This window comes from Curtobacterium sp. MCBD17_026 (assembly GCF_003234895.2).
Lineage (GTDB): Bacteria > Actinomycetota > Actinomycetes > Actinomycetales > Microbacteriaceae > Curtobacterium > Curtobacterium flaccumfaciens.
Window position 1 is genome coordinate 308,910 of sequence record NZ_CP126281.1, and the last position, 25,127, is coordinate 334,036.

At 71.3% G+C, this 25,127-nt stretch carries 25 protein-coding genes; 10 read left to right on the top strand and 15 right to left on the bottom strand.

What is annotated here, in order from left to right:
- Position 1 precedes the first annotated feature (1 nt).
- Entirely contained in the window at positions 2-943 is a 942-nt protein-coding gene (locus DEI85_RS01510; protein ID WP_110858632.1) for a Ppx/GppA family phosphatase, read from the top strand.
- 12 nt (positions 944-955) lie between these two features.
- Here the strand turns inward: DEI85_RS01510 and DEI85_RS01515 are convergent, their stop codons facing one another.
- Positions 956-1,564: an antibiotic biosynthesis monooxygenase gene (locus DEI85_RS01515; RefSeq protein ID WP_111123776.1), complete on the bottom strand. Its 609-nt coding sequence runs from the start codon at positions 1,562-1,564 to the stop codon at positions 956-958.
- An 81-nt stretch (positions 1,565-1,645) separates the two neighbouring features.
- Between DEI85_RS01515 and DEI85_RS01520 the strand changes: the two genes are divergently transcribed.
- Positions 1,646-2,155: a DUF6328 family protein gene (locus DEI85_RS01520; protein ID WP_111090134.1), complete on the top strand. Its 510-nt coding sequence runs from the start codon at positions 1,646-1,648 to the stop codon at positions 2,153-2,155.
- 42 nt (positions 2,156-2,197) lie between these two features.
- Here DEI85_RS01520 and ku read toward each other — a convergent pair whose 3' ends face one another.
- The gene (gene ku, locus DEI85_RS01525; protein ID WP_110858635.1) at positions 2,198-3,223 is read right to left on the bottom strand and encodes a non-homologous end joining protein Ku; all 1,026 of its coding nucleotides are present in this window, start codon (positions 3,221-3,223) and stop codon (positions 2,198-2,200) included.
- Between the two features lie 135 nt (positions 3,224-3,358).
- On the opposite strand from ku, the gene DEI85_RS01530 reads away from it, so the two are divergent.
- From DEI85_RS01530 to DEI85_RS01540, 3 genes are all read left to right on the top strand, one after another.
- Positions 3,359-4,249, top strand: coding sequence for an SDR family oxidoreductase (locus tag DEI85_RS01530; protein WP_071245906.1), 891 nt, complete (start codon positions 3,359-3,361; stop codon positions 4,247-4,249).
- Positions 4,246-6,780 carry an ATP-dependent DNA ligase gene (locus DEI85_RS01535; RefSeq protein ID WP_111123775.1) on the top strand — a complete coding sequence of 845 codons (2,535 nt, stop codon included), beginning with the start codon at positions 4,246-4,248 and terminating at the stop codon, positions 6,778-6,780. Before DEI85_RS01530 ends, DEI85_RS01535 begins: the two co-directional genes overlap by 4 nt.
- Positions 6,781-6,937: 157 nt before the next feature.
- Positions 6,938-7,093, top strand: a complete 156-nt coding sequence (locus tag DEI85_RS01540; RefSeq protein ID WP_155896954.1) for a hypothetical protein — start codon at positions 6,938-6,940, stop codon at positions 7,091-7,093.
- Positions 7,094-7,365: 272 nt separating this feature from the next.
- On the opposite strand, the gene DEI85_RS01545 is transcribed toward DEI85_RS01540, so the two are convergent.
- The 6 genes from DEI85_RS01545 to DEI85_RS01570 form a co-directional block, all read right to left on the bottom strand.
- Complete coding sequence (locus tag DEI85_RS01545) at positions 7,366-7,542, bottom strand: hypothetical protein (protein ID WP_181419934.1); 177 nt, start codon at positions 7,540-7,542, stop codon at positions 7,366-7,368.
- Positions 7,543-7,551: 9 nt separating this feature from the next.
- On the bottom strand, positions 7,552-8,526 hold the full coding sequence (locus DEI85_RS01550) for a sugar phosphate isomerase/epimerase family protein (protein ID WP_181419935.1): 975 nt from the start codon (positions 8,524-8,526) through the stop codon (positions 7,552-7,554).
- A 153-nt stretch (positions 8,527-8,679) separates the two neighbouring features.
- A complete protein-coding gene (locus DEI85_RS01555; RefSeq protein WP_110858638.1) occupies positions 8,680-9,363 on the bottom strand; it encodes a fumarylacetoacetate hydrolase family protein in 684 nt (227 codons plus the stop codon).
- A 33-nt stretch (positions 9,364-9,396) separates the two neighbouring features.
- Entirely contained in the window at positions 9,397-9,612 is a 216-nt protein-coding gene (locus tag DEI85_RS01560) for a hypothetical protein (protein ID WP_111123774.1), read from the bottom strand.
- On the bottom strand, positions 9,593-9,922 hold the full coding sequence (locus tag DEI85_RS01565; RefSeq protein ID WP_111123773.1) for a hypothetical protein: 330 nt from the start codon (positions 9,920-9,922) through the stop codon (positions 9,593-9,595). The genes DEI85_RS01560 and DEI85_RS01565 overlap by 20 nt, the downstream gene beginning before the upstream one ends.
- A 93-nt stretch (positions 9,923-10,015) precedes the next feature.
- On the bottom strand, positions 10,016-12,472 hold the full coding sequence (locus DEI85_RS01570) for a phosphoketolase family protein (RefSeq protein WP_110858641.1): 2,457 nt from the start codon (positions 12,470-12,472) through the stop codon (positions 10,016-10,018).
- Between the two features lie 212 nt (positions 12,473-12,684).
- Here DEI85_RS01570 and DEI85_RS01575 point away from each other — a divergent pair, with 212 nt between their 5' ends.
- Positions 12,685-13,368, top strand: coding sequence for a hypothetical protein (locus DEI85_RS01575; protein WP_284183453.1), 684 nt, complete (start codon positions 12,685-12,687; stop codon positions 13,366-13,368).
- A gap of 412 nt (positions 13,369-13,780) precedes the next feature.
- Here the strand turns inward: DEI85_RS01575 and DEI85_RS01580 are convergent, their stop codons facing one another.
- Both DEI85_RS01580 and DEI85_RS01585 read right to left on the bottom strand, forming a co-directional pair.
- Positions 13,781-14,383, bottom strand: coding sequence for a DnaJ family domain-containing protein (locus tag DEI85_RS01580; RefSeq protein WP_111123565.1), 603 nt, complete (start codon positions 14,381-14,383; stop codon positions 13,781-13,783).
- Positions 14,384-14,429: 46 nt separating this feature from the next.
- Entirely contained in the window at positions 14,430-16,250 is a 1,821-nt protein-coding gene (locus tag DEI85_RS01585) for a glycoside hydrolase family 15 protein (protein ID WP_111090140.1), read from the bottom strand.
- Positions 16,251-16,753: 503 nt separating this feature from the next.
- Here DEI85_RS01585 and DEI85_RS01590 point away from each other — a divergent pair.
- The 4 genes from DEI85_RS01590 (at position 16,754) to DEI85_RS01605 (ending at position 21,077) form a co-directional block, all read left to right on the top strand.
- Positions 16,754-17,920, top strand: coding sequence for an RtcB family protein (locus DEI85_RS01590; protein ID WP_110858645.1), 1,167 nt, complete (start codon positions 16,754-16,756; stop codon positions 17,918-17,920).
- Positions 17,921-18,046: 126 nt separating this feature from the next.
- On the top strand, positions 18,047-18,880 hold the full coding sequence (locus DEI85_RS01595; protein ID WP_111123564.1) for a DUF1206 domain-containing protein: 834 nt from the start codon (positions 18,047-18,049) through the stop codon (positions 18,878-18,880).
- A 180-nt stretch (positions 18,881-19,060) separates the two neighbouring features.
- Entirely contained in the window at positions 19,061-19,936 is an 876-nt protein-coding gene (locus tag DEI85_RS01600) for an SMP-30/gluconolactonase/LRE family protein (protein WP_111123563.1), read from the top strand.
- A gap of 70 nt (positions 19,937-20,006) precedes the next feature.
- Positions 20,007-21,077 (top strand): alpha/beta fold hydrolase, encoded by a 1,071-nt coding sequence (locus DEI85_RS01605; protein ID WP_111123562.1) that lies wholly within the window; start codon positions 20,007-20,009, stop codon positions 21,075-21,077.
- A 156-nt stretch (positions 21,078-21,233) separates the two neighbouring features.
- On the opposite strand, the gene DEI85_RS01610 is transcribed toward DEI85_RS01605, so the two are convergent.
- The 5 genes from DEI85_RS01610 to DEI85_RS01630 all read right to left on the bottom strand — a co-directional run bounded on the left by DEI85_RS01610 (position 21,234) and on the right by DEI85_RS01630 (position 25,123).
- Positions 21,234-22,427, bottom strand: a complete 1,194-nt coding sequence (locus DEI85_RS01610; RefSeq protein WP_111123561.1) for an NAD(P)/FAD-dependent oxidoreductase — start codon at positions 22,425-22,427, stop codon at positions 21,234-21,236.
- A gap of 31 nt (positions 22,428-22,458) precedes the next feature.
- A complete protein-coding gene (locus DEI85_RS01615; RefSeq protein WP_111123560.1) occupies positions 22,459-23,259 on the bottom strand; it encodes an SDR family NAD(P)-dependent oxidoreductase in 801 nt (266 codons plus the stop codon).
- Positions 23,260-23,267: 8 nt separating this feature from the next.
- The gene (locus DEI85_RS01620; protein WP_017886495.1) at positions 23,268-23,774 is read right to left on the bottom strand and encodes a Dps family protein; all 507 of its coding nucleotides are present in this window, start codon (positions 23,772-23,774) and stop codon (positions 23,268-23,270) included.
- Between the two features lie 113 nt (positions 23,775-23,887).
- Positions 23,888-24,400: a MarR family winged helix-turn-helix transcriptional regulator gene (locus tag DEI85_RS01625; protein ID WP_027464983.1), complete on the bottom strand. Its 513-nt coding sequence runs from the start codon at positions 24,398-24,400 to the stop codon at positions 23,888-23,890.
- Positions 24,401-24,556: 156 nt separating this feature from the next.
- Entirely contained in the window at positions 24,557-25,123 is a 567-nt protein-coding gene (locus DEI85_RS01630; RefSeq protein ID WP_111123559.1) for an NADPH-dependent FMN reductase, read from the bottom strand.
- Positions 25,124-25,127 lie beyond the last annotated feature (4 nt).

Here is a 25,127-nt window from a genome sequence, read left to right on the forward strand (position 1 = left end):
CATGCGCGTCGGAGTCCTCGACATCGGGTCCAACACCGGCCACCTGCTCGTGGTGGACGCCCACGGCGGCGCCGCGCCGCTGCCGGCGTCCTCGTTCAAGCAGCCGCTGCGGCTGGCCGAGCACCTGGACGCCTCGGGCGCGGTGACCCAGCAGGGGATCGACGCACTGACCACGTTCGTCGCCGACGCCGTCCGCGTCGCCGAGGAGCGCGGCTGCGAGGACATGCTCGCGTTCGCCACCTCGGCGGTGCGCGACGCCGGCAACTCCGAGGCCGTGCTCGCCCACGTCGAGTCGTCCACCGGGGTCGAGCTGGCCGTCCTGTCCGGCTCGGACGAGGCACGACTGACCTTCCTGGCCGTGCGCCGCTGGTTCGGCTGGTCCGCCGGGCGCCTGGCGGTCTTCGACATCGGCGGTGGCTCGCTCGAGATCGCCGGTGGTGCCGACGAGGCACCGGACGTCGCGTGGTCGATGCCGATCGGCGCCGCACGCCTGGCGCGCTCCTACTTCGCCGCCGGCACCCCGACCGAGGACGACGTCCGCCGCATCCGACACGAGATCCGCGTCGAGATCGCCCGGGACGCCGGACGGCTGCTCCGCTCGGGCCGCCCGGACCGGGCCGTGGCGACCTCGAAGACGTTCCGGTCGATCGCCCGGATCTGCGGAGCCGCGCCGTCCGCCGCCGGACCGCTCGTGCCCCGTGCCCTCGACGGCGCAGTGCTGCGGCAGCGCCTGCCGGAGCTGCTCACGATGTCGGTCGACGAACTCGCTGCGCTGCCGGGCGTCTCGGCGAGCCGCGCACACCAGGTGGTGCCCGGGGCGCTCGTCGCCGAGGCGTGCCTGGACATCTTCGACCTGCCGGGCCTCGAGATCTGCCCGTGGGCACTGCGCGAGGGGGTCATCCTCGAGCGGCTCGACCAGCTGTCGGTCCTCGGGACCCCGTAGCGGCCCGTCGATCTAGCCGCGCTGCCTCGGCGGTGCGAGCAGCCACGGACGGATCAGCTTCGTCACGAACGGCAGCACCCAGAACGTCATGATCGGCGTGAGCACGACGGTCGTGATGAGCACCCGGGGCAGGATCGCGACGTGCGCGAACGCGGGGACGAGCCAGGCCATCAGGTACGTGAACGCGAGGTTCACCGGGAAGAAGCCGAGCCAGATGCTCACGGACTGCTTCCACCGTGGGGGAGCGCTCGAGGCCGGGGCGTCCTGCGGGACGTCGAACCACCCCTCGATGCCGGTGCGCTTCTCGACGCGGGACTCCACCACCAGGTCACGGCCCAGGTCGAGCCAGCGCAGCCGGTCGTCGGAGTTCTCCCACGTGGCCAGCGAGTCGTGGTCGGCGAACCGGTAGAGCATGTGCCACTCGCGGGACTGCGCCCGGGAACGCACCCACCCGGAGCCGAGGAAGCCGGGGTAGCGGTTCGCCAGGTTCACCCCGGACTGCACCCAGCGGGTGACCTCGGGGATCCGGTCCGGTTCGACCAGGCGGGTGATGGACACGGTGACGGGTGGGCCTGCGGTCTCGGATGACGACTGTAGGCTCCCAGGCTCTTGTGGAGTCATCCGACCAGTGTCCCCGATCGGTGTTACCGGCTCGTGTCGCAGCTCGTCAGTCGACGACGCCCCGTTGGGTAGGTTCGCGGTATGAGCGAGACCGAACGCGGCCGGCACGAGACGCCGACGGAACGGTGGGACCGGAACTGGGCCGACATCCAGCAGGAGCTCCGGATCGTGCAGACCGGGACGCAGATCCTCGCCGGGTTCCTGCTGACGCTGCCGTTCCAGCAGCGGTTCACGGACCTGTCCGACCGGCAGGAGACGGTCTACCTCGTCCTGGTCGTCCTGGCGGTCGTCGTCACCGTGGTGGCGCTGTCCGCCGTGGCGACGCACCGGCTGGTGTTCCGGCAGCGTCAGAAGCACGACCTGGTCCGCGCCGGCAACGTCATCCTGCTCGCCGCACTCATCGCGAGTGCGCTGCTCTTCTCGGGAACGGTCTACTTCGTCTTCGACGTGGTGCTCGGTGGTCCGGGCGGTGTGATCGGCGGGGTCGCGGTGTTCGTGGCGACGGCGGCGCTGTGGACGGCCCTGCCGTTCGGGTTGCGCCGGAGCGAGCGGAACGTCGACCAGGAGCACGAGCGTTCGTCGTCCGGCTGAACGGGTCCTCCGAGGCGAGGAACGGGGCGACCCCCGGAGCGGTCAGCTCGCCTGCTTCTTGGCGGCGGGCTTCTTGGCCGGCGCCTTCTTGGCCGGGGCCTTCTTCGGCGCCGACTTCGCGGGGGCCTTCTCGGCCGTGCTCTCCGCGGCCTTCTTGGCCGGCGCCTTCTTCGCCGGCGCCTTCCTGCCGGAGCCGGAGGAGCCCGAGCCGGACGTGCCCGAGCCGGAACCCGACGACGACCGTGAGGTCGACGACGAACGCGACCCCGAGCCTCCCGTCCGCTTCTTGTCGACGGACGCACGCAGGGCGGCCATCAGGTCGAGCACGTCACCGCCCTCGTCGTCGTCGTCCTCGTCGTCCTGTGCGCCGAAGGTCTTCTCGGTGTCGATGTCGTCGCCCGCCTCGAGCTTGGCGTCGATCAGCTGCTGCAGTTCCTCCTGGTAGGAGTCGGTGTAGCGATCGGGGTCGAAGTCGGTGGACATGCTCTCGACGAGCGATGACGACATCTTCAGCTCGTTGGCGCTGACCTTCACCGACGTGTCGAGCGTCTTGAAGTCGGCCGCGCGGACCTCGTCGCCCCAGAGCAGCCCCTGCAGCAGGATGACCTCGTCGTGCACCCGGAGCACCCCGAGCCGGGTCTTCTGGCGCAGGGTGAACTGCACGATCGCCAGGCGGTCGGTCTTCGCCAGGGTCTCGCGCAACAGCACGTACGCCTTCGGCGAGCGCGAGTCGGGCTCGAGGTAGTAGGTCTTCTCGAACATCATCGGGTCGACCTGCTCGACGGGCACGAACTCGAGCACCTCGACCTCGTGCGACTGCTCCTCGGGGAGCTGTTTGAAGTCGTCCGCCGTGAGCACCACGGTCTTGTCGCCGTCGTCGTAGGCGCGCTGGATGTCGGCGTACTCGACCTCGTGGCCGAACTCGCACACCCGCTTGTACCGGATGCGGCCCTTGTCCTCGTCGTGGACCTGGTGCAGGGACACGTCGTGCGTCTCGGTGGCCGCGTAGACCTTGACGGGCACGTTGACGAGCCCGAACGCGATGGAGCCCTTCCAGATCGACCTCATGCGCACATGATGCCCGCCCGCACGCGTGCGTGCCCGGAGCCGGGGGTTCCTCCACAGGTGCGTCGTCCGGGGGGTCGTTCCACGGATGTCCGGTTCGCTGGACCGCCGCGAGGCCGGCGCGAGCACGATGGGCCCATGAGCCAGCTCGACAAGCAGGACCCGCGCGACCAGTTCCCCCGTCCGCCGTTCCCCGCGCAGACCCAGCAGGGGTCCGGGCTGGCGAGTGCGATGGACCCCGCCCCCGACCACGGCGAGACGAGCTACCTGGGCACCGGGCGGATGCGCGGGTACCGGGTGCTCGTCACCGGCGCGGACTCCGGCATCGGACGTGCGGCGGCGATCGCGATGGCGAAGGAGGGCGCCGACGTCGCCCTGAACGCCCTGCCCGAGGAACGCGAGGACCTCGAACAGGTCCGCGACGTCATCGGTGACCTCGGGCGCAAGGCGGTGCTGCTGCCCGGCGACCTGACGGACGAGGCCTTCTGCGACGTCCTGGTGCAGGACGCCGTCAGCGAGCTCGGCGGCCTGGACGCGCTCGTGCTGGTCGCGGGCCACCAGCAGGTGCACGAGGACATCACCGTGCAGAGCACCGAGGACTTCGACCGCACGATGAAGGTCAACCTGTACTCGCTGTTCTGGCTCGTCCGCGCTGCCGTCCCGCACATGGCGCCGGGGAGCTCGATCGTCACGACCAGCTCGGTGTCCGCGTACCAGCCGCAGGACCGCATGATCGACTACGCCGCGACGAAGGCCGCGATCATCACCTACACGAACGGGCTCGCGCGGCAGCTCGCGAGCAAGGGCATCCGGGCCAACACGGTGGTGCCCGGGCCGGTGTGGACGCCCCTGCAGCCGATCAGCTACCCGGGCGACGAGATCGCGGCGTACGGCCAGGACACCCCGTTCGGCCGTCCCGCCCAACCCGTCGAGCTCGGCAGCGCCTACGTCTACCTGGCCGGGCCCGAGTCGTCGTACACGTCCGGCACGACCCTGACGGTGGCGGGAGCGACCGGGGTGGCGCTGTGAGTCCCGCCTCGCGCAAGACCGTCGTCCTCGTCGGGGACCGGCGGCTCGCGCTCACCAACACCGACAAGGTGCTCTACCCCGAGACCGGCACCACGAAGGGTCGGGTGATCGAGTACTACGAGCGGGTCGCGCCGTGGATGATCCCGCACGTCAAGGACCGCCCCGTGACCCGGAAGCGCTGGGCCAACGGTGTCGAGGGCAAGGTCTTCTTCGAGAAGAACCTGCCCGACTCGGCCCCCGACTGGGTGCGGCACCACACCATCCACCACTCGGAGCACGACAACGAGTACCCGATCGTCGACGACCTGCCGACTCTGGTGTGGATGGCGCAGCAGGCCGCGCTCGAACTGCACGTCCCGCAGTGGCGGTTCGGCCCGCGCGGCGCGCAGCAGAACCCGGACCGGCTCGTCCTCGACCTCGACCCGGGCGAGGGTGTGGGGCTGCCCGAGTGCGTCGAGGTCGCCGTGGCCGCGCGCGAGATCCTGCACGGCATGGGACTCGACCCGTACCCGGTGACCTCCGGCTCCAAGGGCATCCACCTGTACGCGGCCCTCGACGGTAAAGCGACGACGGCGCAGGTCTCCGACGTCGCCCACGAACTGGCCAAGGCCCTCGAGACGGACCTGCCGGACCTGGTGCTGTCGTCGATGAGCCGTGCCGAGCGGAAGGGCAAGGTCTTCGTCGACTGGTCGCAGAACAACGGCAACAAGACGACCATCGCCCCGTACTCGCTGCGCGGCCGCGAGCGGCCGACGGTCGCAGCGCCCCGCACCTGGAAGGAGCTCGAGGAACGCGGGCTCGCGCAGCTCACGTTGGACGAGGTCCTCGAACGCCTGGAGGCCCGTGGGGACTTCCTGCACCCGGTCGCCTCCGCCTCGCTGGCCGTCGGGCGCGACGACCACGGTCACTGGGACAGCGACCGGACCGAGCGCGCGAACGACGCCGAGCAGCCCGCACGGGACCGCCTCGCCGCCTACCGGGCGAAGCGTGACGCCTCGAAGACTCCGGAGCCCGTGCCCGAGGGTGCACCCACCGTGCGGAAGGACGGCACACCGACCTTCGTCATCCAGGAGCACCACGCCACCCGCGACCACTACGACTTCCGGCTCGAGCACGACGGGGTGCTGGTGAGCTGGGCCCTGCCGAAGGGCGAGCCCACCGACCCGGGCAAGAACCACCTGGCCGTGCAGACCGAGGACCACCCGCTCGAGTACGGGTCGTTCGAGGGCACGATCCCGAAGGACGAGTACGGCGGCGGCACGGTCACCATCTGGGACGACGGTACCTACGAGCTCGAGAAGTGGCGCGAGGGGCAGGAGGTCATCGTCACGCTGCACGGCCGGGCGGGCGGCGCTCGCCGCCTCGCGCTGTTGCACACCCGCGGCCGTGGCGGTGGGGACGAGAAGAACTGGCTCATCCACCGCACGAAGGAGCAACCCGAACGGCTGGCGGACGCCGGCGGCTCTGCGGGGCCGGCGGTGGCGCGACGGGCGGACCGGCCGTCGGACGGGCACGGCGATGCACACCGCGCCGGGCAGCGACGGATCAGCGGGGCCGCGGACGCCGAGACCCCGCCGTCGGAACGTCGGACGATGCAGGCGACCCTGGCCAAGGGCGAGCCCCGGCTGGACCCGACGGACTGGGCCTTCGAGATGAAGTGGGACGGGGTGCGGGCGCTGGCGACGGTCCGCGACGGGTCGGTGACCCTGCGCAGCCGCAACGACAACGACCTGACGGCCCAGTACCCCGAGCTGCAGGAACTGGGCGAGCGGGCCGGCGTGGACGGCGTGTTCGACGGTGAGATCGTGGCCGTCGACGATCGTGGCCGACCCTCGTTCCAGCTGCTCCAGAACCGCATGGGCCTGACGAAGGCGCGCGAGGTCCGGAGCGCGCAGGAGACGACGCCCGTGCGGTTCCTGCTGTTCGACGTGCTCGAGGCGGACGGGCACGAGCTCACGCGGCTCGGCTACGACGCCCGGCGGCAGGCACTCGAGACGGTCGTGGAACCCGGCGGTGCGATCGACGTGCCGCCGGCGGCGCAGGGCGACCTCGACGCGGTGCTGGCTGCGTCGCGCGAGCAGGGCCTCGAGGGCGTCGTCGCGAAGAAGCGGTCGTCGAAGTACGCCGAGGGCCGGCGGTCCGAGGCCTGGCTGAAGCTCAAGCACCACGCCACGCAGGAGGTCGTCGTCGGTGGCTGGAAGCCGGGCAGCGGGCGGCGCGCCGGCGGGATCGGGTCGCTGTTGCTCGGGGTGCCCGGCCCCGACGGGCTGGAGTACGTCGGCAAGGTCGGCACCGGGTTCCGTGACCGCGACCTCGACGAGATCGCCGCTGTCCTCGCACCGCTGGAACGGAAGACCCCGCCGTTCGTCGACGTCCCACGACCTGACGCTCGGGATGCGCACTGGGTCACGCCGAAGCGCGTCGGCGAGGTCGAGTTCGCCGAGTGGACCGGCGACGGACGGCTCCGGCAGCCGTCCTGGCGGGGGTGGCGGGTGGACAAGGACCCGGACGACGTCGTGCGGGAGACCTGACGCGCGCTTCGCCTTCAGGCCACATGCGTGCGCATGGGGTCAGCCGCTGGCGAACATCCGTCCCCCGTCCGGAGCCTGCGCGGGGGACAGTATCGGCACCGCTGGCCACGATCGGCCATCGGCTGTTACGTTCGCCGGGACGAAGGGGGCTCCGAGGATGAACTCGAGCAAGTACCTGCCGCCCTACACGGCTGCAGAACGCGTCGCGATCACGGGGGACGACCTGTCGCAGCGGTCCGTCGAACCGGGCACCGGCACCACGGAGACCGAGGTCCGGTACGCGGACTTCCTCGCCGACGAGGACGACGACTGACCGGGGCGGCCTGAACGCCCGACCGCTCGACGGGTCCGACAGACCCGACGGCCCGCACGCTGGATCAGGAAGCGCACGGACCGTCGCCGAGGCACGTGACCAGCCGGTTCAGGGAGACCGGCCACGAAGCCCCGCACCGGGCTCGCCGCAAGGCCACCGGTGGGTCCACTGGTGAGACGGACCGAGTGGCCGGATCGTCACACGAGCGGCAAGAAGAATCGCCCGGCGATCTCGTCTGTCCGGAGAGATCCTGTTGTCGGATCAGTACGGGGTCAGGCCGCGGGTGCAGGGCCGTCGGCGGGCACCGCGCGGTCGGCGACGGGTGCGTCCTCCTCGATGAGCTCGTCCTCTTCCGGTTCGCTCACCTCGGCCGCGGCGGCCTTCGCCTCATCGATGGACTCCTGGGAACGGCGGAGCAGGTCGTCGTCGTGTGCTGCCTGATCAGTCATGCTAGCAACCTACGCGGGCGTCCCTGTGTCGGCGTCCCGACGGCGGGCACCGTGCGTCGGGTCGTGCCGGCCGGTGTGCGGTGGCTCGAAGTCCACCGCGGACGTCGGCGCGGGCGTCGAGGGCATCGCCGGAGCGGCCGGGGCGCCGTACGCATCGGCGGCGTCGAGCACCGCACGGGTGGCGGCGACAGCCGTCCGGAGCGCATCGCGGACGGGCATCGCCCGGTGCGCCGGCGTCCGGACCTCGACGCCCCACGGCTCGGCGAACCCGAGTTCGCGCACGGTCCGGACGAAGCCGGGCAGATCCCACGCTCCGGCACCGGGCAGGTACCGTGCCGTCCGGGACTCCTCGGCGAGGGTCATCCCGCTCGGGGTGTGCAGCAGCCCGTCGCTCAGCTCGACGGCTGCGAGGACCCCCGGTGCCACGCCCTGCCGGATCGACGCGAGGGTGGAACCGCCGCGGAGCGCGTGCATGGCGTCGATGAGCAGGCCGCCGTTCGGGTGTCCGGCAGCGGCGACGAAACGGGAGGCCCGTTCGATCGTGGGCAGGTTCGACCACGGTTCCGGTTCGAGCACGAGCTGCGCTCCGACCGCCTCGGCCTGGTCGGCGAGCGCGAACCAGTCGTCGGCCATCGTCGAGGGGGAGGCTCCGGGCAACGAGGTGTCGGCGCGCGCCACCACCTGCCAGGCGCTCAGCGTCGCCGCGGCCTCGAGCACGACACCGCGGTCGGCGTCCTCGTCCTGGGTGCGGCTCGTGCACGTCCACCAACGGTCCAGCGGTCCGAGCTGGACCCAGACGATGCCGGCGGCGTCGAGCATGCGCCGCAGTTCGGCGAAGCCCGTCGTCGCGCGGACCTCGTGCAGGTCGTCGAGGGACAGCGACAGGCCGGCGAACCCGGCGGCGCCCACGGCGTGCACCCGGTCGCGAACGCTCTCGTCGCCCGCCCACGTCCAGGACGTGGCGAGCAGGTCGTGTTCCAGCACGGTGGTACCTCCGGCAGTCCCGGGGTGTCCGCGTCGCCCCGTCGCGATGCGCCGCCCCGTGTCCGCCGCGGGCCCCACCCGCGACGATGCCCAAGACTTACCCGTGCTGCCTGCGAACGCTCCCAGCCCGTCGACACATCGCCGACACGTGCTTCAGACGATCCGGGTCCGGACCTCGCCGACGCCGGCGATCGTGCCGACGAGCACGGCGCCGCGTTCGAGCACGCCGACACCGTCAGGAGTGCCGGTCATCACGAGGTCGCCGGGCGCGAGCGCCACGGACCGTGACAGGGCCGCGATCGTCTCGGCGACCGACCAGATCTGGTCGGCCAGGTCGCCCGACTGACGGAGTTCCCCGTCCACCGTCAGCTCGATCGCGCCGGTGGTGGGGTCGACCTCCGCCGCCGGGGTGATGGCTCCGATCGGGGCCGAGGCATCGAAGCCCTTCGCCGTGTCCCACGGCCGCCCGAGTCGCTTCGCCTCGGCCTGCAGGTCGCGGCGGGTGAGGTCGATCCCGACGGCGTAGCCCCAGACGTGTGCGAGGGCATCGGTGACGGCGATGTCCGTGCCGCCGGTGCCGATCGCGACGACGAGCTCGACCTCGTGCTCCAGTTGCTGCGTCAGCGGCGGGTACGGGGTGTCGACGCCGTCGACCACGACGGCGTCGGCCGGCTTCGTGAAGAAGAACGGCGGCTCGCGGTCCGGGTCGTGGCCCATCTCGCGAGCGTGCGCCGCGTAGTTCCGGCCGACGCAGAACACGCGGCGGACGGGGAAACGCGCGCCCGTCGTCGTGGGCACGGTCGGGAGGCTCGGGGCCGGGATGACGAGTTCGGTCACGGTCCCAGCGTGGCAGGCTCGCAGGGCATCGGTTCAGCTCTCGCGGAAGGACGCCTCGTACCGGAGCTTCCGCGCCCGGGCGCGCTCCTGCCGTTCGCGCCATTCGATCCGCGCCTGGCGGAGTTCTTCCTCGGCGCCCTTCGCCCGCATCATGGGACCGTAGTGCGGGTCTGCCAGCAGTGCGGGCGTCGTCAGTTCGCGTCCGTCGAGCCAGCGCTTGAAGTCCTTGTCACTCAGCTTCGAGATCATCGTTCGCTCCTTCGTTCGTCGCTGCGGTCAGGTCGTCGAGTGCCTGGCCGACCCAGCGGTCGTCGGCGGTCGTCCAACTGCGGGTCACCAGCGCAGCGGACATCACACCGGCAGCCGCGCGCTCTCCTTCGTCGTCCGAGGTCGCCCGGTCGGCGACCCGTGACCAACGCTGCCACCACAGATCGCGGTGCACCGAGAACTCTGCATTTCGCCGTCCTGCGCGCCCGTCGAGCACCGAGGCGACGAGCGCACCCAACGCGACGGATGCGCTCGTGACCGACACGAGCGCATTGGTCCAGCCGATGTCCATGCCGGAACCCTGACAGCACGGAACCGGCCACGTGGCGGGCGTGACCGGTCCTGTGGAGGGTGCTCCGGGCCTCCTGAGCTGTGGAGGAACGCGTCAGTTGCCGGGCGCAGCCGCCTCGGTCTCGCCCGCACCCGGGTCGCCGCCGGTCCCGCCGCTGGCCGGCTCGTCCTGGGGCCAGCCCGCGAACTCCCAGCCCGCGAGCGACGGGTGGTCCTCGCCCTTCGTGTACGCGAACGTCCGCGCAGCGTCACGCGCTTCGGACAGCTTCGTGAGCAGGTCGGCGTGCGCCTCGGCATCCACCCGCGTCAGGGCGTCGTGGGCCAGGGCGAAGCGGTCCATCTCGTTGCGCATCAGCATGTCGAACGGCGAGGTCGTCGTGCCCTGCTCGAGGAACCCGTGCACGTGCAGGTCGTCGTGCCCGTTCCGGCGGTACGTCAGCTGGTGCACGAGGGTCGGGTACCCGTGGAACGCGAAGACCGTGGGCGTGCCGGGCAGGAAGAGCGCGTCGTACTGCTCGTCCGGGATCGGGTGCTCGTGCTTGCGCGGGTCACCGAGCGCCAGCAGGTCGACGACGTTGAGCACGCGGACCCCGACGCCGGGAGCGTGCTTCCGGATGATGTCGGTGGCGGCGATCGCCTCGACCGTGGGGACGTCACCGGCGCAGGCGAGCACGACGTCGACCTTCCCGACGGCCTGCTCGGTGCCGGCGAAGTCCCACACGCCGAGTCCGGCCTTCGCGTGCGCGACCGCGTCGTCGAGGGACAGGAAGACCGGCTCCGGGTGCTTGCCCGCGACGATCACCTCGATGCGGTCCGTGGTCTCCATCGCGTGCGCGGCGACGGCGAGCAGCGTGTTGGCGTCGGCCGGCAGCTTGATCCGGACGAGGTCCTGCTGCTTCGACGCGACGACGTCGAGGAACCCGGGGTCCTGGTGGGAGAACCCGTTGTGGTCCTGTCGCCAGACGTGCGACGAGAGCAGGAGCGACAGGTTCGACACCGGCACCCGCCAGTCGATGTCGGTCGAGGACTCCAGCCACTTCGCGTACTGCCCGACCATCGAGTCGATGATGTGGGCGAACGCCTCGTAGGTGTTGAGCATCCCGTGCCGACCGGACAGCACGTAGCCCTCGAGCATTCCCTCGAGCAGGTGCTCGGACAGGACCTCGGTGACCCGCCCGCGTGCGGCGAGGTGCTCGTCGCCGGCGGCGCGCTGAGCCCGCCAGACGCGCGAGGTCACGTCGAACACGGCGTCGAGCTTGTTCGAGATCGTCTCGTCCGGGCCGAAGAGCCGGAAGGTCGAGGCGTTCTTCTCGATGAGTGCGGCGAGCCAGGGGCCGAGCGTGCCCGTCGCGGACGCCGTGGAACCGACCTCGACCGCGTACGGCTCGAGCGGCGGCCGGTCGAGCGCGGTCCGCAGCCGACCGCCGTTGCCGTGCGGGGTGGCGCTCATCCGCTCGTCACCGGTCGGGCGGATCGTGGTCATGATGCCGACCGGGTGGCCGTCCGCGTCGAAGAGCTCCTCGGGGCGGTACGAGCGCATCCACTCCTCGAGCTGGGCACGGTGGCCGTCGTCCTCGCGCACCGCGGGCAGCGGCACCTGGTGCGCGCGGAAGGTCCCCTCGACCTGCTCGCCGTCGACCTCCTTCGGGCCGGTCCAGCCCTTCGGGGTGCGCAGGACGATCATCGGCCAGCGCGGACGCAGGTCGGCGGCACCGGCGGGCTGCCCCGCGGCGGCACGGGCGGCCTGGGCGCGGGCGGCGGCCTGGATGTCGTCGATGCCGGCGAGGGCACGTCGCAGGGCACCGTCGAACAGGGCGTGCACCGCGTACGGGTCGTCGTCGACGCGGCGGGAGTCGACCACGATCGGGTCGTAGCCGAGCCCGCGGAAGTACGCGGTGAGGTCCTCGTCGGGGATGCGGGCCAGGACGGTCGGGTTCGCGATCTTCCAGCCGTTGAGGTTGAGGATCGGCAGCACGGCGCCGTCGGAGACCGGATCGAGGAACGTGTGCGCCTGCCACGACCCGGCGAGCGGACCGGTCTCGGCCTCACCGTCACCGACCACGCACGCGACGACGAGGTCCGGGTTGTCGAGCGCCGCACCGTAGGCGTGCGACAGCGAATAGCCGAGTTCACCGCCCTCGTTGATGGAGCCGGGGGTCTCCGGGGCGGCGTGCGAGGGGATGCCGCCGGGGAACGAGAACTGGCGGAAGAACCGCTGCAGGTCGACGTCCTGGTACAGCTCGTTCCACGTGCCGTCCAGCCAGGCGTTCGCGTTCATCGCCGGGCCGCCGTGCCCCGGGCCGCAGATGTACAGGAACTCGCGCCCGGTCTCCGTGATCAGCGCGTTGCAGTGCGCGTACACGAGGTTCAGTGCGGGGGAGGTGCCCCAGTGGCCGAGCAGCCGCGGCTTGACGTCGTCCGGTTCGATCGGCCTGGTGAGCATCGGGTTGTCCAGCAGGTAGATCTGCCCGACCGTCAGGTAGTTGGCGGCGCGCCACCAGGCGTCGACCGCCCGGAGCCGGTCGGTGGTGGAGATGTGTGCTGGAGCCATGGGTACACGGTACGAAACACCGGGTTGCGGCACCTCAGGAAACTCGTCCCAAACCGTTCGGGCGGGGGTGCCGAATCACTTGCACAGGGCAAAAGCCCAGGGCGCTCTCCGGTTACAGTTGACCGGTCTACAGCTTGCTCACAGCAAGCGTGCGCACAGCGTGCACGTTCGGCCACCGGCCGGAGCGCCTCCAGAGCAAAGGACTGATCACGATGCGTAAGAGCCTCAAGACCTCCATCACCCTCGCCACGACCGGTGCCCTCGTCCTCGGCGGTGCCGCGTTCGGGATCTCCTCCGCACAGGCCGCCACCCCGAACGTGCACACGGTGTCCTCGTCGTCCGAGTCGAAGATCCCCGCACCCGTCGCCTCGGTCCCCGAGGTCCTCGGCGGCTCCACCGCCGTGAAGCTCGACTCCGGCTTCACCGACGCCCTCACCGCCCTGAAGCTCACCCCCGGCGTCTCCGGCGACGCGACCCTCGCCGACGGGTCGGTGTCGTTCCCGATCACCGCCGGGTCGGTCACCTACTGGTCCCCGGACGGCAACTACCGCCCCTACGTGCAGGGCCTGCTGAACCACGACGACTCGGGTCTGACCCTGAAGGCCGGCGACACCACCGTCACGCTGGAGAACTTCGTCGTGAACCCGGGCTCGTCCAAGCTCTACGGCGACGTCCTGGTCAACGGCAAGGTCGCCGCGGCCGACGCGTTCCTGTTCGAGCTGCACGGCGGCTCGCTCAAGCCCCTCCAGCTCGAGGGCGACAACGCCATCCTGACCGGCACCACCGTCCACGTCAGCGAAGACGCCGCCGGCCTGCTGAACAAGACCTTCGGCACCGACGCCGTCAAGCGCGGCCTCCTCGTCGGCACCGCCACCATCACCGCCCAGATCAAGTAACACCCCGCATCACCACAGTCGGCCCGGACCACGCAGCAGCGCGGTCCGGGCCGTCGTGCGTCGTGTGTCGTGCGTCGTGCGTCGTGCGTAACCGGGCGTACCTGGTGGAACCGGGCGTACCTGGTGGAACCGGGCGTACCTGGTGGAACCGGGCGTACCTGGTGGGTTGTTTCGACCAGGTACGCCCGTTCTTGCGAACCAACGCGCGTGCGATGGGAAAGAACGGGCGCACGGACGGACGGGAGGCCCGGTGCCAGCTGGCACCGGGCCTCCCGTCCGTCGTGCGCGTACACCGGGTCGGCAGCCGCCGTCCTCACGGGCTGGACGACACCTCACGCGCTCACGTTTGCGAGAACTGTCGCTCAGCGCGAAATCTCGCCCCGGACCGCACCTCGGCACAGCTCGGCACCGCTCAGCCGCGCCGCCACCACCGCCGCGGCTTCGCCTCGAGCCGCGCCTGCTCCGCAGCCCGCGCGGCCGAAGCCATGCGCACCTCGCGGCGTTCCCGCCAGGCGAGCACCTCGGCCTCGACGTCGCGCATCGGCGTCACCACCGGCGGCCCGCCGAGCAGCTGCCGCCGCGCCTCCTTCACCCGCGCGTTGAAGTCCACGAGGACGTCACGCACGTCGGTCTCGAGCGACAGGGTATCGAGGGCGTCGTCGAGTTCGGCGTCCTCGGTCCGCAGCGCCAGGGCCGGCGGCGCGATGCCCCGGATGTCCTCACGCTCGATCTTCGACTTGATCCACCAGTCCGGGTCGTGCTGCCCGTCGAGGCCCGGCAGCGGCTTGCCGTGGTACGGGTTGCCCTCGAAGACCCCGCGGCGCTCGGCCTCCTCGATCTGGGCCCGGGCGTGCGCGGCGACGTCGGCGGCCTTCAGCAGCCGACGTTCCTCACGTTCCGAGCGCACCTCGTCGGGGTCGAGCGACCCCCGCTCGATCTCCTGGTCGACGAGCTGCTGGTAGCGGTAGCGGGCGGCCCTGCGGAGCCGGTCCATCCGTGCATCGACGTCGTTCATCGTCAGACCATGATGCCCCGCGCTCCCGACGGGCCGTCCAGGCCGGTCAGGACTTCTCCGAGAGCTCTTCGATGGTCATCGCGGCCTGGATGAGCGCCAAGTGCGACAGCCCCTGCGGGATGTTGCCCATGAAGTCCCCGTCGACGGCGCTGAGCATCTCGCTGAACAGGCCGACGTCGTTCGCCTGCGCGACCATGTCGTCCATCAGCTGCTTCGCGTCGTCGATGCGTCCGACGCACGCGAGCGCGGCGGCGAGCCAGAACGAGCACGCCACGAAGGGGGACTCCTCGTCCTGGATGCCGGAGTACCGGTACACCAGCGGCCCGTGCTGCAGCTGCTCCTCGATGGCCCGGATCGTGGAGTCCATGCGCGGTCCACGGTCGAACGCCGACATCGCGTGCAGCAGGATCGAGCAGTCGAGCGCGTCGGTGCCCGGGTACATGACGTAGTGGCCGAGCTCCTCGTTCCACCCGTTCTCGGCGACCCAGTCCTCGATGAGCTCGCGGTTCTCGATCCACTTCTCGCGCGGGCCGTCGATCATCCCCGCGTCGTGCAGCTCGACGGCCGCGTCGAGCGCTTGCCAGCAGCCGATCTTGCTCGTCGTGTAGTGCTGCGCCTCCTGCAGCTCCCACATGCCCGAGTCGGGCTCCACCCAGCGGTGGCACGCGTCGTCGGCGAGGTCCTGCAGCACCGAAGCCGTCTTGCGGTCGAGCACGTTGCCGGCTCGGACGTACTGCCGCATGATCTCGAACACGTCGCCCCAGACACCGAGCTGCAGCTGGTCGCCGGCCCGGTTGCCGATCGTGACCGGGCCGATGCCGTTCCAGCCCGGGACGTCGCGCTCCTCGACGGTGTCGCTCTTCGACCCGTCGAGTCCGTAGAAGATCGGCATCGTCTCGTCGTGCTCGGCGATCGTGCGCATCACCCACGACACGGCGGCGTGCGTCTCCTCGCGCAGGCCGAAGCGGGTGAGCGCGTGCACCGTGTACGCCAGGTCGCGCACCCAGGCGAACCGGTAGTCCCAGTTCTTCCCGCCGGTGCGGTCCTCGGGCAGGCTCGTCGTCGGGGCCGCAGCGATGGCGCCGGTGGGGGCGAAGATCAGGAGCTTCAGGGCGAGGGCGCTGCGCTGGACCGCGTCCGACCACGGTCCGTCATAGCTGAACTCCTTCGACCAGGTCGACCAGTTCTCGATCGTGCGGTCGACCCCTTCGAGCGTGCGCTCCGGCTCCGGCAGGAAGATCGGCTCGTCGTACGTGCCGACGATGGTCAGGATCGACTTCGAGCCCTCGGTCGTCGAAAACCGCCCCGAGAACCGGGGGCCGTCGTCGTGCACCGGTTCGAAGCCCTGCTCGACGATCGCGATGGTCACGCCGTCGACGCCGATCACCGTGCCGTTCACGGTGTCGAGTCGGCGCGGCTCCGCGGTGTTCAGGATCGTGCCGGGCACGACCGCCCACTCCATCTCGACCGAACCGTCGACCCCCTGCACGCAGCGGGCGATCTCGGCCCACGGCAGACGTCCGGCCACCCCGGTGACCATGGCGTCGGTCACGGTGGCGGTGCCGGACGGGGTCGTCCAGGTCGTCACGAGCACGTTCGTCCCCGGCAGGTAGGCGCGGGACACCTGCGCCTGGTCGTCCACGGGCCGCAGGGCGACGTGTCCGCCGTGCTCCGCGTCGACGATGCTCGCGAACACCGGCGGTGAGTCCATCGACGGGATCGGCAGCCAGTCGATCCGCCCGTCGAGCGCGATGAGGGCGACCGTCCGCCCGTCGCCGATCGCGCCGTACGAACGGAGCGGGACGTACCCGTTCGTCCGTTCCTCGTTCTCCGTCGCGTCGGGGGTGTCTCGCGTGCGCTCGGTCATGCGACCAGCCTGCCCCGGCCCCGGCGGCGACCATCAGGCGGACGTACCCCTCGTGGAGAACGCACGCCGAGCCTCCAGCCTGTGGAGAACCGCCGGAGAACCGCCGGAGAACCGCCGGAGAACCGCCGGAGCACCCCCGGAGCACGGCCGACACGCCCACGCGACTTGCGCATCCCGGGCGTGTCGAACTAGCGTCGTGCTCCTGCCGATCGGCAGACCGCCCGCCCCGGGCACACCGGAAGGACCGCGCATGCGCGCCGTGCAGCACAACGAGGAACGCGTCGAGCTCCAGCTCGCCGCGGCCGCCGTGCTGCCCGAGCAGCAGTGGTCCCTCCGCTATCCCGCGTAGGCACGCGACGTCACACGACGCCTGCGTGCCCACCCGGCCCGGGGCGTTCGTCAGCACCGCTTCCTTCCGTCCGCCACGTCCGGCGGCGACCAGGAGGCCAGGCGTACGACCGTCTCGGACCGTCACCTCGACGCTCACGAAAGCGAGACGACTCATGAAGAAGATCAACGACCGATTGCTCAGCTGGGCCTCGATGCTCGAGGACAACACCGAGCAGCAGGCCCGCACGACCGCGCGCATGCCGTTCGTGTTCCCGCACCTGGCCCTCATGCCCGACGCACACCTCGGCCTCGGGGCCACCGTCGGGTCCGTCATCCCGACCCTCGGCGCGATCATGCCGGCGGCCGTCGGCGTGGACATCGGCTGCGGCATGATCGCGGTCCGCACGCAGTTCACCGCCATCGACCTGCCCGCCGACCTGCAGGGGCTGCGCGAGCAGATCGAGCGCGCGATCCCGCTGTCGGCCGGTGCGTCGAACCGGAAGATCGTGGCGACCGCCGCACCCCGGATCGCCGAGCTCGAGGCGATGGCCGAGACCGCCGGGTTCGACCCCGACGGCGTGCACGGCGGGTGGCGGAACCAGCTCGGCACGCTCGGGTCCGGCAACCACTTCATCGAGGTCTCCCTCGACGAGCAGGACCGGGTCTGGCTCTTCCTGCACTCCGGGTCGCGGGGCGTCGGCAACAAGATCGCGCAGCGGCACATCAAGGTCGCCAAGCAGGCCATGGAGCGGTGGTGGATCCAGTTGGCGGACCCCGACCTGGCGTACCTGGTCGAGGGCACGCCGGAGTTCGACCGGTACATCGCCGAGCTCCGGTGGGCACAGCACTTCGCGCTGCTCAACCGCGAGGAGATGATGGACCGCGTCGTCCGGCAGCTGTCCGAGGCCGTCGGCACGCCCGTCGACGAGCGCGAGCGGATCAACTGCCACCACAACTTCACGCAGCGTGAGACGCACTGGGGCAAGTCGGTGTGGGTCTCGCGCAAGGGTGCGATCCAGGCGAAGGCCGGTCAGCCCGGCCTGATCCCCGGGTCGATGGGCACCGCGTCGTACGTGGTCGAGGGACGCGGCAACAAGCCCTCGCTCGAGTCGTCCCCGCACGGTGCCGGCCGGCTGTTCTCGCGGAGCGCGGCCCGGCGGACCTTCACCCACGAGCAGCTGCGCGAGGCGATGGCCGGCATCGAGTACCGAGACACCGACGCGTTCCTCGACGAGATCCCGGCGGCGTACAAGCCGATCGACCAGGTCATGGCGGACGCCGAGGACCTCGTGTCGATCCGGCACACCCTGCGGCAGGTCGTCAACGTGAAGGGCGACTGAGACGCACCCACCGACGGACCGGAGGCCCGTGGCGGCGCCGCCACGGGCCCCGGTCCGCCAAATGGCGGAGCGCAGGGCCCGGCGCGCCCCGGACAGGACGGGACGCGTCGGGCACGCTGGGGCGTGATGAGCGACACGGCGGAGCACGCAGCGAAGGAAACCGGACGACAGGTCCGGCGAGCGGCCGACAGCCGCTGGTTCGAGGTCACGGCACGCGCCGGGTTCGTCGGCAGCGGCATCGTCCACCTGCTGATCGGGTACCTGGCGATCCTGCTCGGCATCGGCAACGCGTCCTCCGGCGGCGAGACGGACCAGTCCGGTGCGCTGCAGCAGATCGCCGCGGTCCCCGGGGGCGTGTTCCTGCTCTGGCTGATCGCCGTCGGCACCGCCGCGCTCACGGTGCGCCTGATCGTCGAGGCGATCGTCGGTGGCCGTTCCGACACCACCCGGGGCTGGCTCGCCCGGCTGAAGGACGTCGCGAAGGCCGTGGTCTACGGCGTGATCGCCTACTCGGCCGCCTCGTACGCGCTCGGTGCCGGGTCGAGCTCGAGCAGCTCGTCGCAGAGTGCCGCGGCGAAGACCCTGGCGACGCCGGGCGGGGTGTTCGTGCTGCTCCTCGCCGGGGCGATCGCGGTCGCAGTCGGCATCGGCCTCGTGGTGATCGGCTGCCGCCGGTCGTTCCGCAAGCAGATCACACGACCGTCGGGCCAGCTCGACCGCGTGGTCACCGTGCTCGGCGTCGTCGGGTACGTCGGCAAGGGGATCGCCGTGGTCATCGTGGGCGTGCTCATCGCCGTCGCGGGGCTGCGGAGCGACCCCGACCAGGCCACCGGGCTCGACGCCGCGTTCGACGCCGTGCAGAGCATGCCCGGCGGGGTGTTCGTCCTCGTCGCGATCGGCATCGGGTTCCTGGCCTTCGGCGTCTACAGCTTCTTCCGCGCACGGTTCGCCCGCCTCTGACCCGCGGACGTACGGACGACCGGACCTGCGCGGACCTTCGCGCTCCGCGACACCTCACGGGCCGAAGCGGGCGTGAGGTGTCGCTGAGCCCGTGAACTCGCCGCCGCCGCCGCCGCCGCCGCCTCACCGCCGTCCCCACGCCTGAGCGGGCACGGACCGCCCCCGCGGTAGACGGGGTCGATGAGCACCAACGTCACGACCGGCCCCGCGACCGTCTTCGCCGACGCCCGAGCGGTCCTCGCCGAGAGCATCGTCTGGGACCCGTCCGCACAGTTGCTCCGGTGGGCCGACATCACCCTCGGCACCCTCAACACCGCTGAGGCCGACGGCACCATGCGGTCGAGCGTGCCGCTGCCGCCCCCGCTCGCGAGCTTCCAGCCCCGGGCCTCCGGCGGGTTCGTCGCGGCCCTCGGCGACACCGTCGTGGTGACGGACGAGCAGGGTGCCGTCGAGCGCGAGATCGCCCGCGTCACCCACAGCACCTCGGGCAACCGGTTCAACGAGGGCAAGTGCGACCCGTTCGGCCGGTTCCTGGTCGGCAGCATGAACGTGACGACCGGCGAACCCGACGCGGCGCTCTACTCGATCGAGGCGGACGGCACGACCCGGGTGCTCCGCGGTGGCTTCGGCGTGACGAACGGCATGGAGTGGTCGGAGGACGGCCGCACGATGTACGTCACCGACACCAGCGCCTCGACGGTCTTCCGCGGGTCGTACGGCCCGGACGGCGAGCTCGGCGAACTCGAGCCGTTCATCGTCGGTCACGCGCACGACGGCCTGGTCCGCGACGACGAGGGCTGCTTCTGGAGCGCGATCTACGGCGGATCCCGCGTCGAGCGCTACGGGTCCGACGGCTCGCACCTGGAGACGGTGGAGCTCCCCGTCGCCAACCCGACGTCGGTGGCGTTCGGCGGCCCGGACATGTCGACGCTCTTCGTCGGGACGGCCCGCGAGAACCTCACCGAGCAGGACCTGGAGCAGGCGCCGCCCTCCGGCGCGGTCTTCGCGGTGCCGACGGCGGTGCACGGGTTCCCCGCGAACACCTTCAGCGGCTGAGCACGCCGTCGCCGCCCGCGCGGACGGCGGCCGGGTATCCTGGGCGACCGCCCGACCGGAGGAGACCCACGTGGACGACGAACGCCAGGCACCCCGGCCGGACCCTGCCGGCGAGCTCGCCCAGGCCGAGGACGCCGACGTCACGGTGCAGGTCGACCGGGTCGCGGTCGACGGCACCTACGTCCGGGTGAGCTCGATCGGCGAGCCGGGCGCGCGGGCCTTCGTGCTCGTCGCGGGCCTGGGCATCGCGTCGACCTACTACGAGCGGCTCGCCCCGCACCTCAACGAGAACGGTCCGGTGCACGCGCTCGACCTGCCGGGCTTCGCCGGTGTCCCGCGGTTCCGGGGCACGGTCACGATCGAGCGCTACGCCGACGCGGTCGAACGGGTCATCGACGACCTCGGGCTCCAGGACCCGGTCCTGGTCGGGCACTCGATGGGCACGCAGGTCGTCACCGAGGTCGCCGCCCGCCGTCCGGGCATCTCCGACCTCGTGCTCATCAGCCCGGTGGTCGACTCGTCGGCACGCACGGTGCGGCAGTCGGCCTTCCGGTTCCTGCGGTCGACGCTGCACGAGCCCGCCGCGGTCCGCTGGCACGGCATCACGGCGTACGCGCTGTGCGGGTGGCACTGGTTCCGGAAGGTCCTGCCACGGATGATCGCGTTCCCGATCGAGGAGCGCGCCGCCCACGTGCAGGCCCGCACCCTGATCGTCCGCGGTGAGCACGACGCGATGGTGCCGCGGGACTGGGTCCGTCGGCTGGCGCGGGTGTTCCCGTACGCGGTCCTCCGCGAGGTCGTCGACGGCGCACACTCGGTCATGCACGCACAGGCCGACGCGGTCGCGCGGCTCGCGGTGGCGCACGTCGACCACCGGATCCTCGACCGGGGCGTGTCGTCGCTGCAGCGGGTGCACGACGACTCGACGTCGTCGGACCTGGCCCGGCTCAGCCCGGGCGACGCCTGGTTGCTGGTCAAGTCGCGGTTCATCGAGCTGTTCGGGATGGCTCGGAACGACGACGAGACGCTCGAGGCGACCAAGTCCGCGCACGCCGTCGCGATGGCGGACGGCGACGACCTGCCGGTCGACCCGGCGGACCGCCGGGCGGTCGTCGACGAGGTCGCGCCCGAGTCGAAGTAGCGAGCACCGTCGAAGTAGCGAGCACCGTCGAAGCAGCGAGCACGATCGAACCAGCGGGCGTCGCGACGTGCGGGTGACCGCCTGGAGGCCCGGTGCCGGTCCGACGGACCGGCACCGGGCCTCCAGGCCGTCGCGACCACCGCGACGGGCGAGCGGTCAGGGCGTGATGCGGCCCGGCAGCATGTCGGGCGTCAGCGCGTTCGCCTCGGCGAGGACCTTGCGGGCCTCGTCGGTCTTGTCCCAGACGTTCCAGAGCAGCACGCCCCGGACCGTGTCGTCGTCGTCAAGGTAGTAGACGACGCCGGTCACCGTGGGGTCCTGCCAGTCCTCGACCGTGCGGAGCTCCGCGCTGACCTGCCCCACCGCCTCGTACCCCATGTCGAAGACGTCGGAGTAGAACATCGGCGTGTGGTCGTAGGTCTCGTCGGCGTCGGCCAGGTTGCGGCCGGCCTGCCGACCCTGCTGCTGCGCGTTGTCGACGTGCTCCACCCGGCGGGTGCCGAGGATCCGGTCCGGGTACTCGGCGACGTCACCGGCGGCGAACACGGAGTCGTCGTCGGTGAGCAGCGTCGAGGTCACCACGATGCCGTCGCGGACGGTGAGTCCGGCGTCGGCGGCGAGCTGCGTCGCGGGTTCGATGCCGAGTCCGGCGACGACCGCGTCGGCCTCGACCACGGAGCCGTCGTCGAGCGTCAGCCGAACGCCGTCCGCGGTCTCGGTGCCCTCGGACACCCGACGGCCGGTGCGGAGCTCCACACCGTGGTCGACGAAGCGCTGCTGGAACGCCCGTGCCAGATCCTCGGGGAACATCCGGCCGCCGACGACCTCGTCCGGGTCGACCAGTGTGACGCGGGCACCGTTCTGCACGATGCCTGCCGTGATCTCCTGGCCGATGTACCCGCCGCCGACGACGGCGACGTGTGCCCCGGCGTCCGCGAGTTCGCGCAGCCGGCGGTAGTCCGACGCGCTGCGGTAGTCGAGCACGCGTGCCGACGGGGACAGCCCCGGCAGCCCGCGGGGCTTCCCGCCGGTCGCGAGCAGGAGCCGCTCGTAGCCGTGGGTCGCGCCGTCCGCCGTCGTGACGGTCTTCGCGGCACGGTCGATCGCGGTCACCGTGGTGCCCAGGACGAACTGCGCCCCGGTCTCCTCGGTGTGCAGGTCGACCTTGTCGTCCCAGCTGAAGTCCGGGTCGGTCCAGAGCTTCTTCGACAGCGCGGGCCGTGCGTAGGGCCGGTCGACGTCCTCGCTGAGGATCCCGATCGACCCGTCGGTGTCGAGCTCGCGGATGCCGCGGGCAGCGGCGTCGGCGACCATCCCGCCGCCGACGATGAGGTAGCGGAAGTCGGTCATGACGCCTCCTGGCGGTGCTGTGGCGCCACGATCAGATCGTGGCGACCGAGCCGGAGTCGACCCGGTAGTTGGCGCCGTTCACGAAGCTGGCCAGGTCGGAGCACAGGAAGGCCACGACGTTCGCGACCTCTTCCGGCTCGCCGCGGCGCTTGAGCTCCATGTACGGCCGCTCTTCTTCGAGGAAGCTGCCGATGGCCTCGTCGAACGAGGTCCCGCGCTGCTTGGCCCGCTTGTCCATCATCGCGTCGGTCATCGGCGTGTGGATGAACGCGGGGGAGACCGTGTTCACCAGCAGGCCCTCGGAGGCGTAGGAGCGCGACAGGCCCTTCGCGAACGAGAGCACCCCGGCCTTGGCGGCGCAGTAGGGGAGTTCGTCGTCGTACGGCTGCGAGGCGTCCTCGGACACCAGGTAGACGATGCGGCCCCAGCCGCCCTGGCGCAGGTCGCCGATGAACTCGCGGGTGATCCGCACCGGCCCCATCAGGTCGATGTCGATCGTCTCCGCCCAGCCGGCCTCGTCGATCTCGTGGAACATGCCCTGGGCACCGGTGACGCCCGAGGACTGCACCAGGATCTCGATCTCGCCGACGGCCTCGCGCACCTGGTCGTGCAGGGCGGCGAGGCTCTCGGCGCTCCGGACGTCGGCGGCGAAGGCGTGCAGCTTGCCGAGCGGTGCCTCGAGCTGGTCCGCACTGGTGTCCAGACGGCTCTGGTCGATGTCGGTGACGACCACGGTCGCACCCTCTGCCAGGAGGATGCGCGCCGTGTTCCAGCCGATGCCGGAGTCGCCGCCGAAGACGAGCGCGGTCTTGCCCTGGATACCGAGGTCCACCCGGGCCCCTACGCGTGCGCCGACGCGTCGGCGACGGCGGGCGTGGTGGCGGAGGCCAGCGGGGTGCTGGGCGCGCGGTTCTCGGCGGAGACCATCCACGCGAGCTGCTCGAGGCGCTCGATGAAGCCGTGGAGCAGGTCCGCGGTCGTCGGGTCTTCCTCGTCGACCTCGTCGTGGACGTCGCGCATGGTGCCGGTCGCCTGGTACAGCCGGAGCGTGACCTGGTCGATGGCGTCGTGCGTGGTGATCTCGCCCGAGGGGAACGCGTCGAGGTGGCTGCCCGCGGAGACCGTCGCCGAGCGGCCGTCCGGCACGAGGTACAGCGCGCGCATGCGCTCGGCGGTGTCGTCGGCGAACTCACGAGCGGCGTCGACGATCTCGTCGAGCTGCAGGTGGAGGTCGCGGAAGTTGGTGCCGAGGATGTTCCAGTGGGCCTGCTTGCCCTGCAGGTGCAGGTCGATGAGGTCCACGAGGACCGCCTGGAGGTTCTTGGCCATCTTGTCCGAAGCGTGCATGGTTGTGGCTCCTTTCGCGTCGGTGTGACCCTTCCGGTCTACGCGGTGCCGCAGTGCACGCTCTCAGTGCGCTCGGAGGCAGCGTCCCCCGACGTCGTCCGGTGCGGCGCCGCTCAGTGCGACGGCGCGGGGTCGACCTGGTCGACGGCTTCGCGCATCTGCTCCAGGAAGCCGGCGACGATCCGCGCCTCGGATGCGGGGAGTCCCTCGGCGATCGACATCATCCGGCGGTGCATCACGCCGAGCGTGGCGCGGACCTCGTCGTCTGTCTCGGTCGTCGGCGTGATGACGAGGGCCCGGCGGTCGGTGGGGTGCGGGTCACGGCGGACGTGGTTCGACTTGACCAGGCGGTCGATGAGGATGGTCGTCGAGGCCGACGAGATCTTGAGGTACGCGGCGAGGTCCTTCGGGCTCACGGCGGTGCCGGAGCGCTGCGCCTGCAGCAGGAAGCGCACGGCGAGCAGGTCGGTCTCGCCCATGCCCATCGAGTCACGGGTCCGGCGGCGCATGGCCGTCTCGGCGGATCGGTACCGGCGCAGGGCGTTGAGCACCGCTACCCCGCGTTGGGTCGCGTCGTCGTCCGGGAACCAGTACCCGGACGCCTCGGTGATCTCCTGCGTCGACATGGCGTTCAGGGTAACCCGTCTCGTATCTCGGTCGTCTAGCGGACTCCCGGGTTCCGCCCCGACCGGTGCGTCCGCAACGTCCGATCCGTCCGCACCGGACGGACAGGAGGCCCGTGGCGGGGTCGCCACGGGCCTCCTGTCCGACGGTCGGTCGCGTTACGCGGCTGCCTGCTCGTCCGTGCCGGCTGCGGCCTCGGCGAGCGCGGTGAGCGCGCCCTGCACGAGCGTCGTGACCTCGGCGTCCTCACGCGGGTGGGTCTCCGCGAAGCGGACGACCGACTGCGGGATGGCGACCTTGACGTCCTCCAGGACCTTCGCGCCGGCGATGCCGGCGGCCTTGCGGGCGTCGTCGTGCGCCCAGACGCCGCCGTACTGGCCGAACGCCGAGCCGATCACGGCGAGGGGCTTGCCGGACAGCGGCGAGGCGCCGAACGGACGCGAACCCCAGTCGAGCGCGTTCTTCAGGACGGCGGGGATGGTGCCGTTGTACTCGGGGGTGATCAGCAGGACGGCGTCCGCGGTGGCGACGGCGTCGCGGAAGGCGACGGCAGCGGCGGGCGGGGTGTCGCCGTCGATGTCCTCGTTGTAGAACGGCAGGTCGACGATGCCGTCGAAGGTGTGCAGCTCGGTGCCCTCCGGCGCGTGGTGCGCGGCGGCCTCGGCGAGCTTGCGGTTGATGGAGTCGGCGCGCAGGCTGCCGACGAGGACGAGGACGTTCGTCATGGAG

Bases quoted from the DNA above. Each gene is read 5' to 3' on its own strand.
- DEI85_RS01585 (WP_111090140.1), bottom strand. From the start codon at position 16,250: ATGACCGAGCGCACGCGAGACACCCCCGACGCGACGGAGAACGAGGAA.
- DEI85_RS01575 (WP_284183453.1), top strand. From the start codon at position 12,685: ATGCGTAAGAGCCTCAAGACCTCCATCACCCTCGCCACGACCGGTGCC.
- DEI85_RS01570 (WP_110858641.1), bottom strand. From the start codon at position 12,472: ATGGCTCCAGCACACATCTCCACCACCGACCGGCTCCGGGCGGTCGAC.
- DEI85_RS01565 (WP_111123773.1), bottom strand. From the start codon at position 9,922: ATGGACATCGGCTGGACCAATGCGCTCGTGTCGGTCACGAGCGCATCC.
- DEI85_RS01580 (WP_111123565.1), bottom strand. From the start codon at position 14,383: ATGAACGACGTCGATGCACGGATGGACCGGCTCCGCAGGGCCGCCCGC.
- DEI85_RS01625 (WP_027464983.1), bottom strand. From the start codon at position 24,400: ATGTCGACGCAGGAGATCACCGAGGCGTCCGGGTACTGGTTCCCGGAC.
- DEI85_RS01545 (WP_181419934.1), bottom strand. From the start codon at position 7,542: ATGACTGATCAGGCAGCACACGACGACGACCTGCTCCGCCGTTCCCAG.
- DEI85_RS01595 (WP_111123564.1), top strand. From the start codon at position 18,047: ATGAGCGACACGGCGGAGCACGCAGCGAAGGAAACCGGACGACAGGTC.
- DEI85_RS01515 (WP_111123776.1), bottom strand. From the start codon at position 1,564: ATGACTCCACAAGAGCCTGGGAGCCTACAGTCGTCATCCGAGACCGCA.
- DEI85_RS01540 (WP_155896954.1), top strand. From the start codon at position 6,938: ATGAACTCGAGCAAGTACCTGCCGCCCTACACGGCTGCAGAACGCGTC.
- DEI85_RS01620 (WP_017886495.1), bottom strand. From the start codon at position 23,774: ATGCACGCTTCGGACAAGATGGCCAAGAACCTCCAGGCGGTCCTCGTG.
- DEI85_RS01510 (WP_110858632.1), top strand. From the start codon at position 2: ATGCGCGTCGGAGTCCTCGACATCGGGTCCAACACCGGCCACCTGCTC.
- DEI85_RS01520 (WP_111090134.1), top strand. From the start codon at position 1,646: ATGAGCGAGACCGAACGCGGCCGGCACGAGACGCCGACGGAACGGTGG.
- DEI85_RS01630 (WP_111123559.1), bottom strand. From the start codon at position 25,123: ATGACGAACGTCCTCGTCCTCGTCGGCAGCCTGCGCGCCGACTCCATC.
- DEI85_RS01600 (WP_111123563.1), top strand. From the start codon at position 19,061: ATGAGCACCAACGTCACGACCGGCCCCGCGACCGTCTTCGCCGACGCC.
- DEI85_RS01610 (WP_111123561.1), bottom strand. From the start codon at position 22,427: ATGACCGACTTCCGCTACCTCATCGTCGGCGGCGGGATGGTCGCCGAC.
- DEI85_RS01560 (WP_111123774.1), bottom strand. From the start codon at position 9,612: ATGATCTCGAAGCTGAGTGACAAGGACTTCAAGCGCTGGCTCGACGGA.
- DEI85_RS01590 (WP_110858645.1), top strand. From the start codon at position 16,754: ATGAAGAAGATCAACGACCGATTGCTCAGCTGGGCCTCGATGCTCGAG.
- DEI85_RS01530 (WP_071245906.1), top strand. From the start codon at position 3,359: ATGAGCCAGCTCGACAAGCAGGACCCGCGCGACCAGTTCCCCCGTCCG.
- ku (WP_110858635.1), bottom strand. From the start codon at position 3,223: ATGAGGTCGATCTGGAAGGGCTCCATCGCGTTCGGGCTCGTCAACGTG.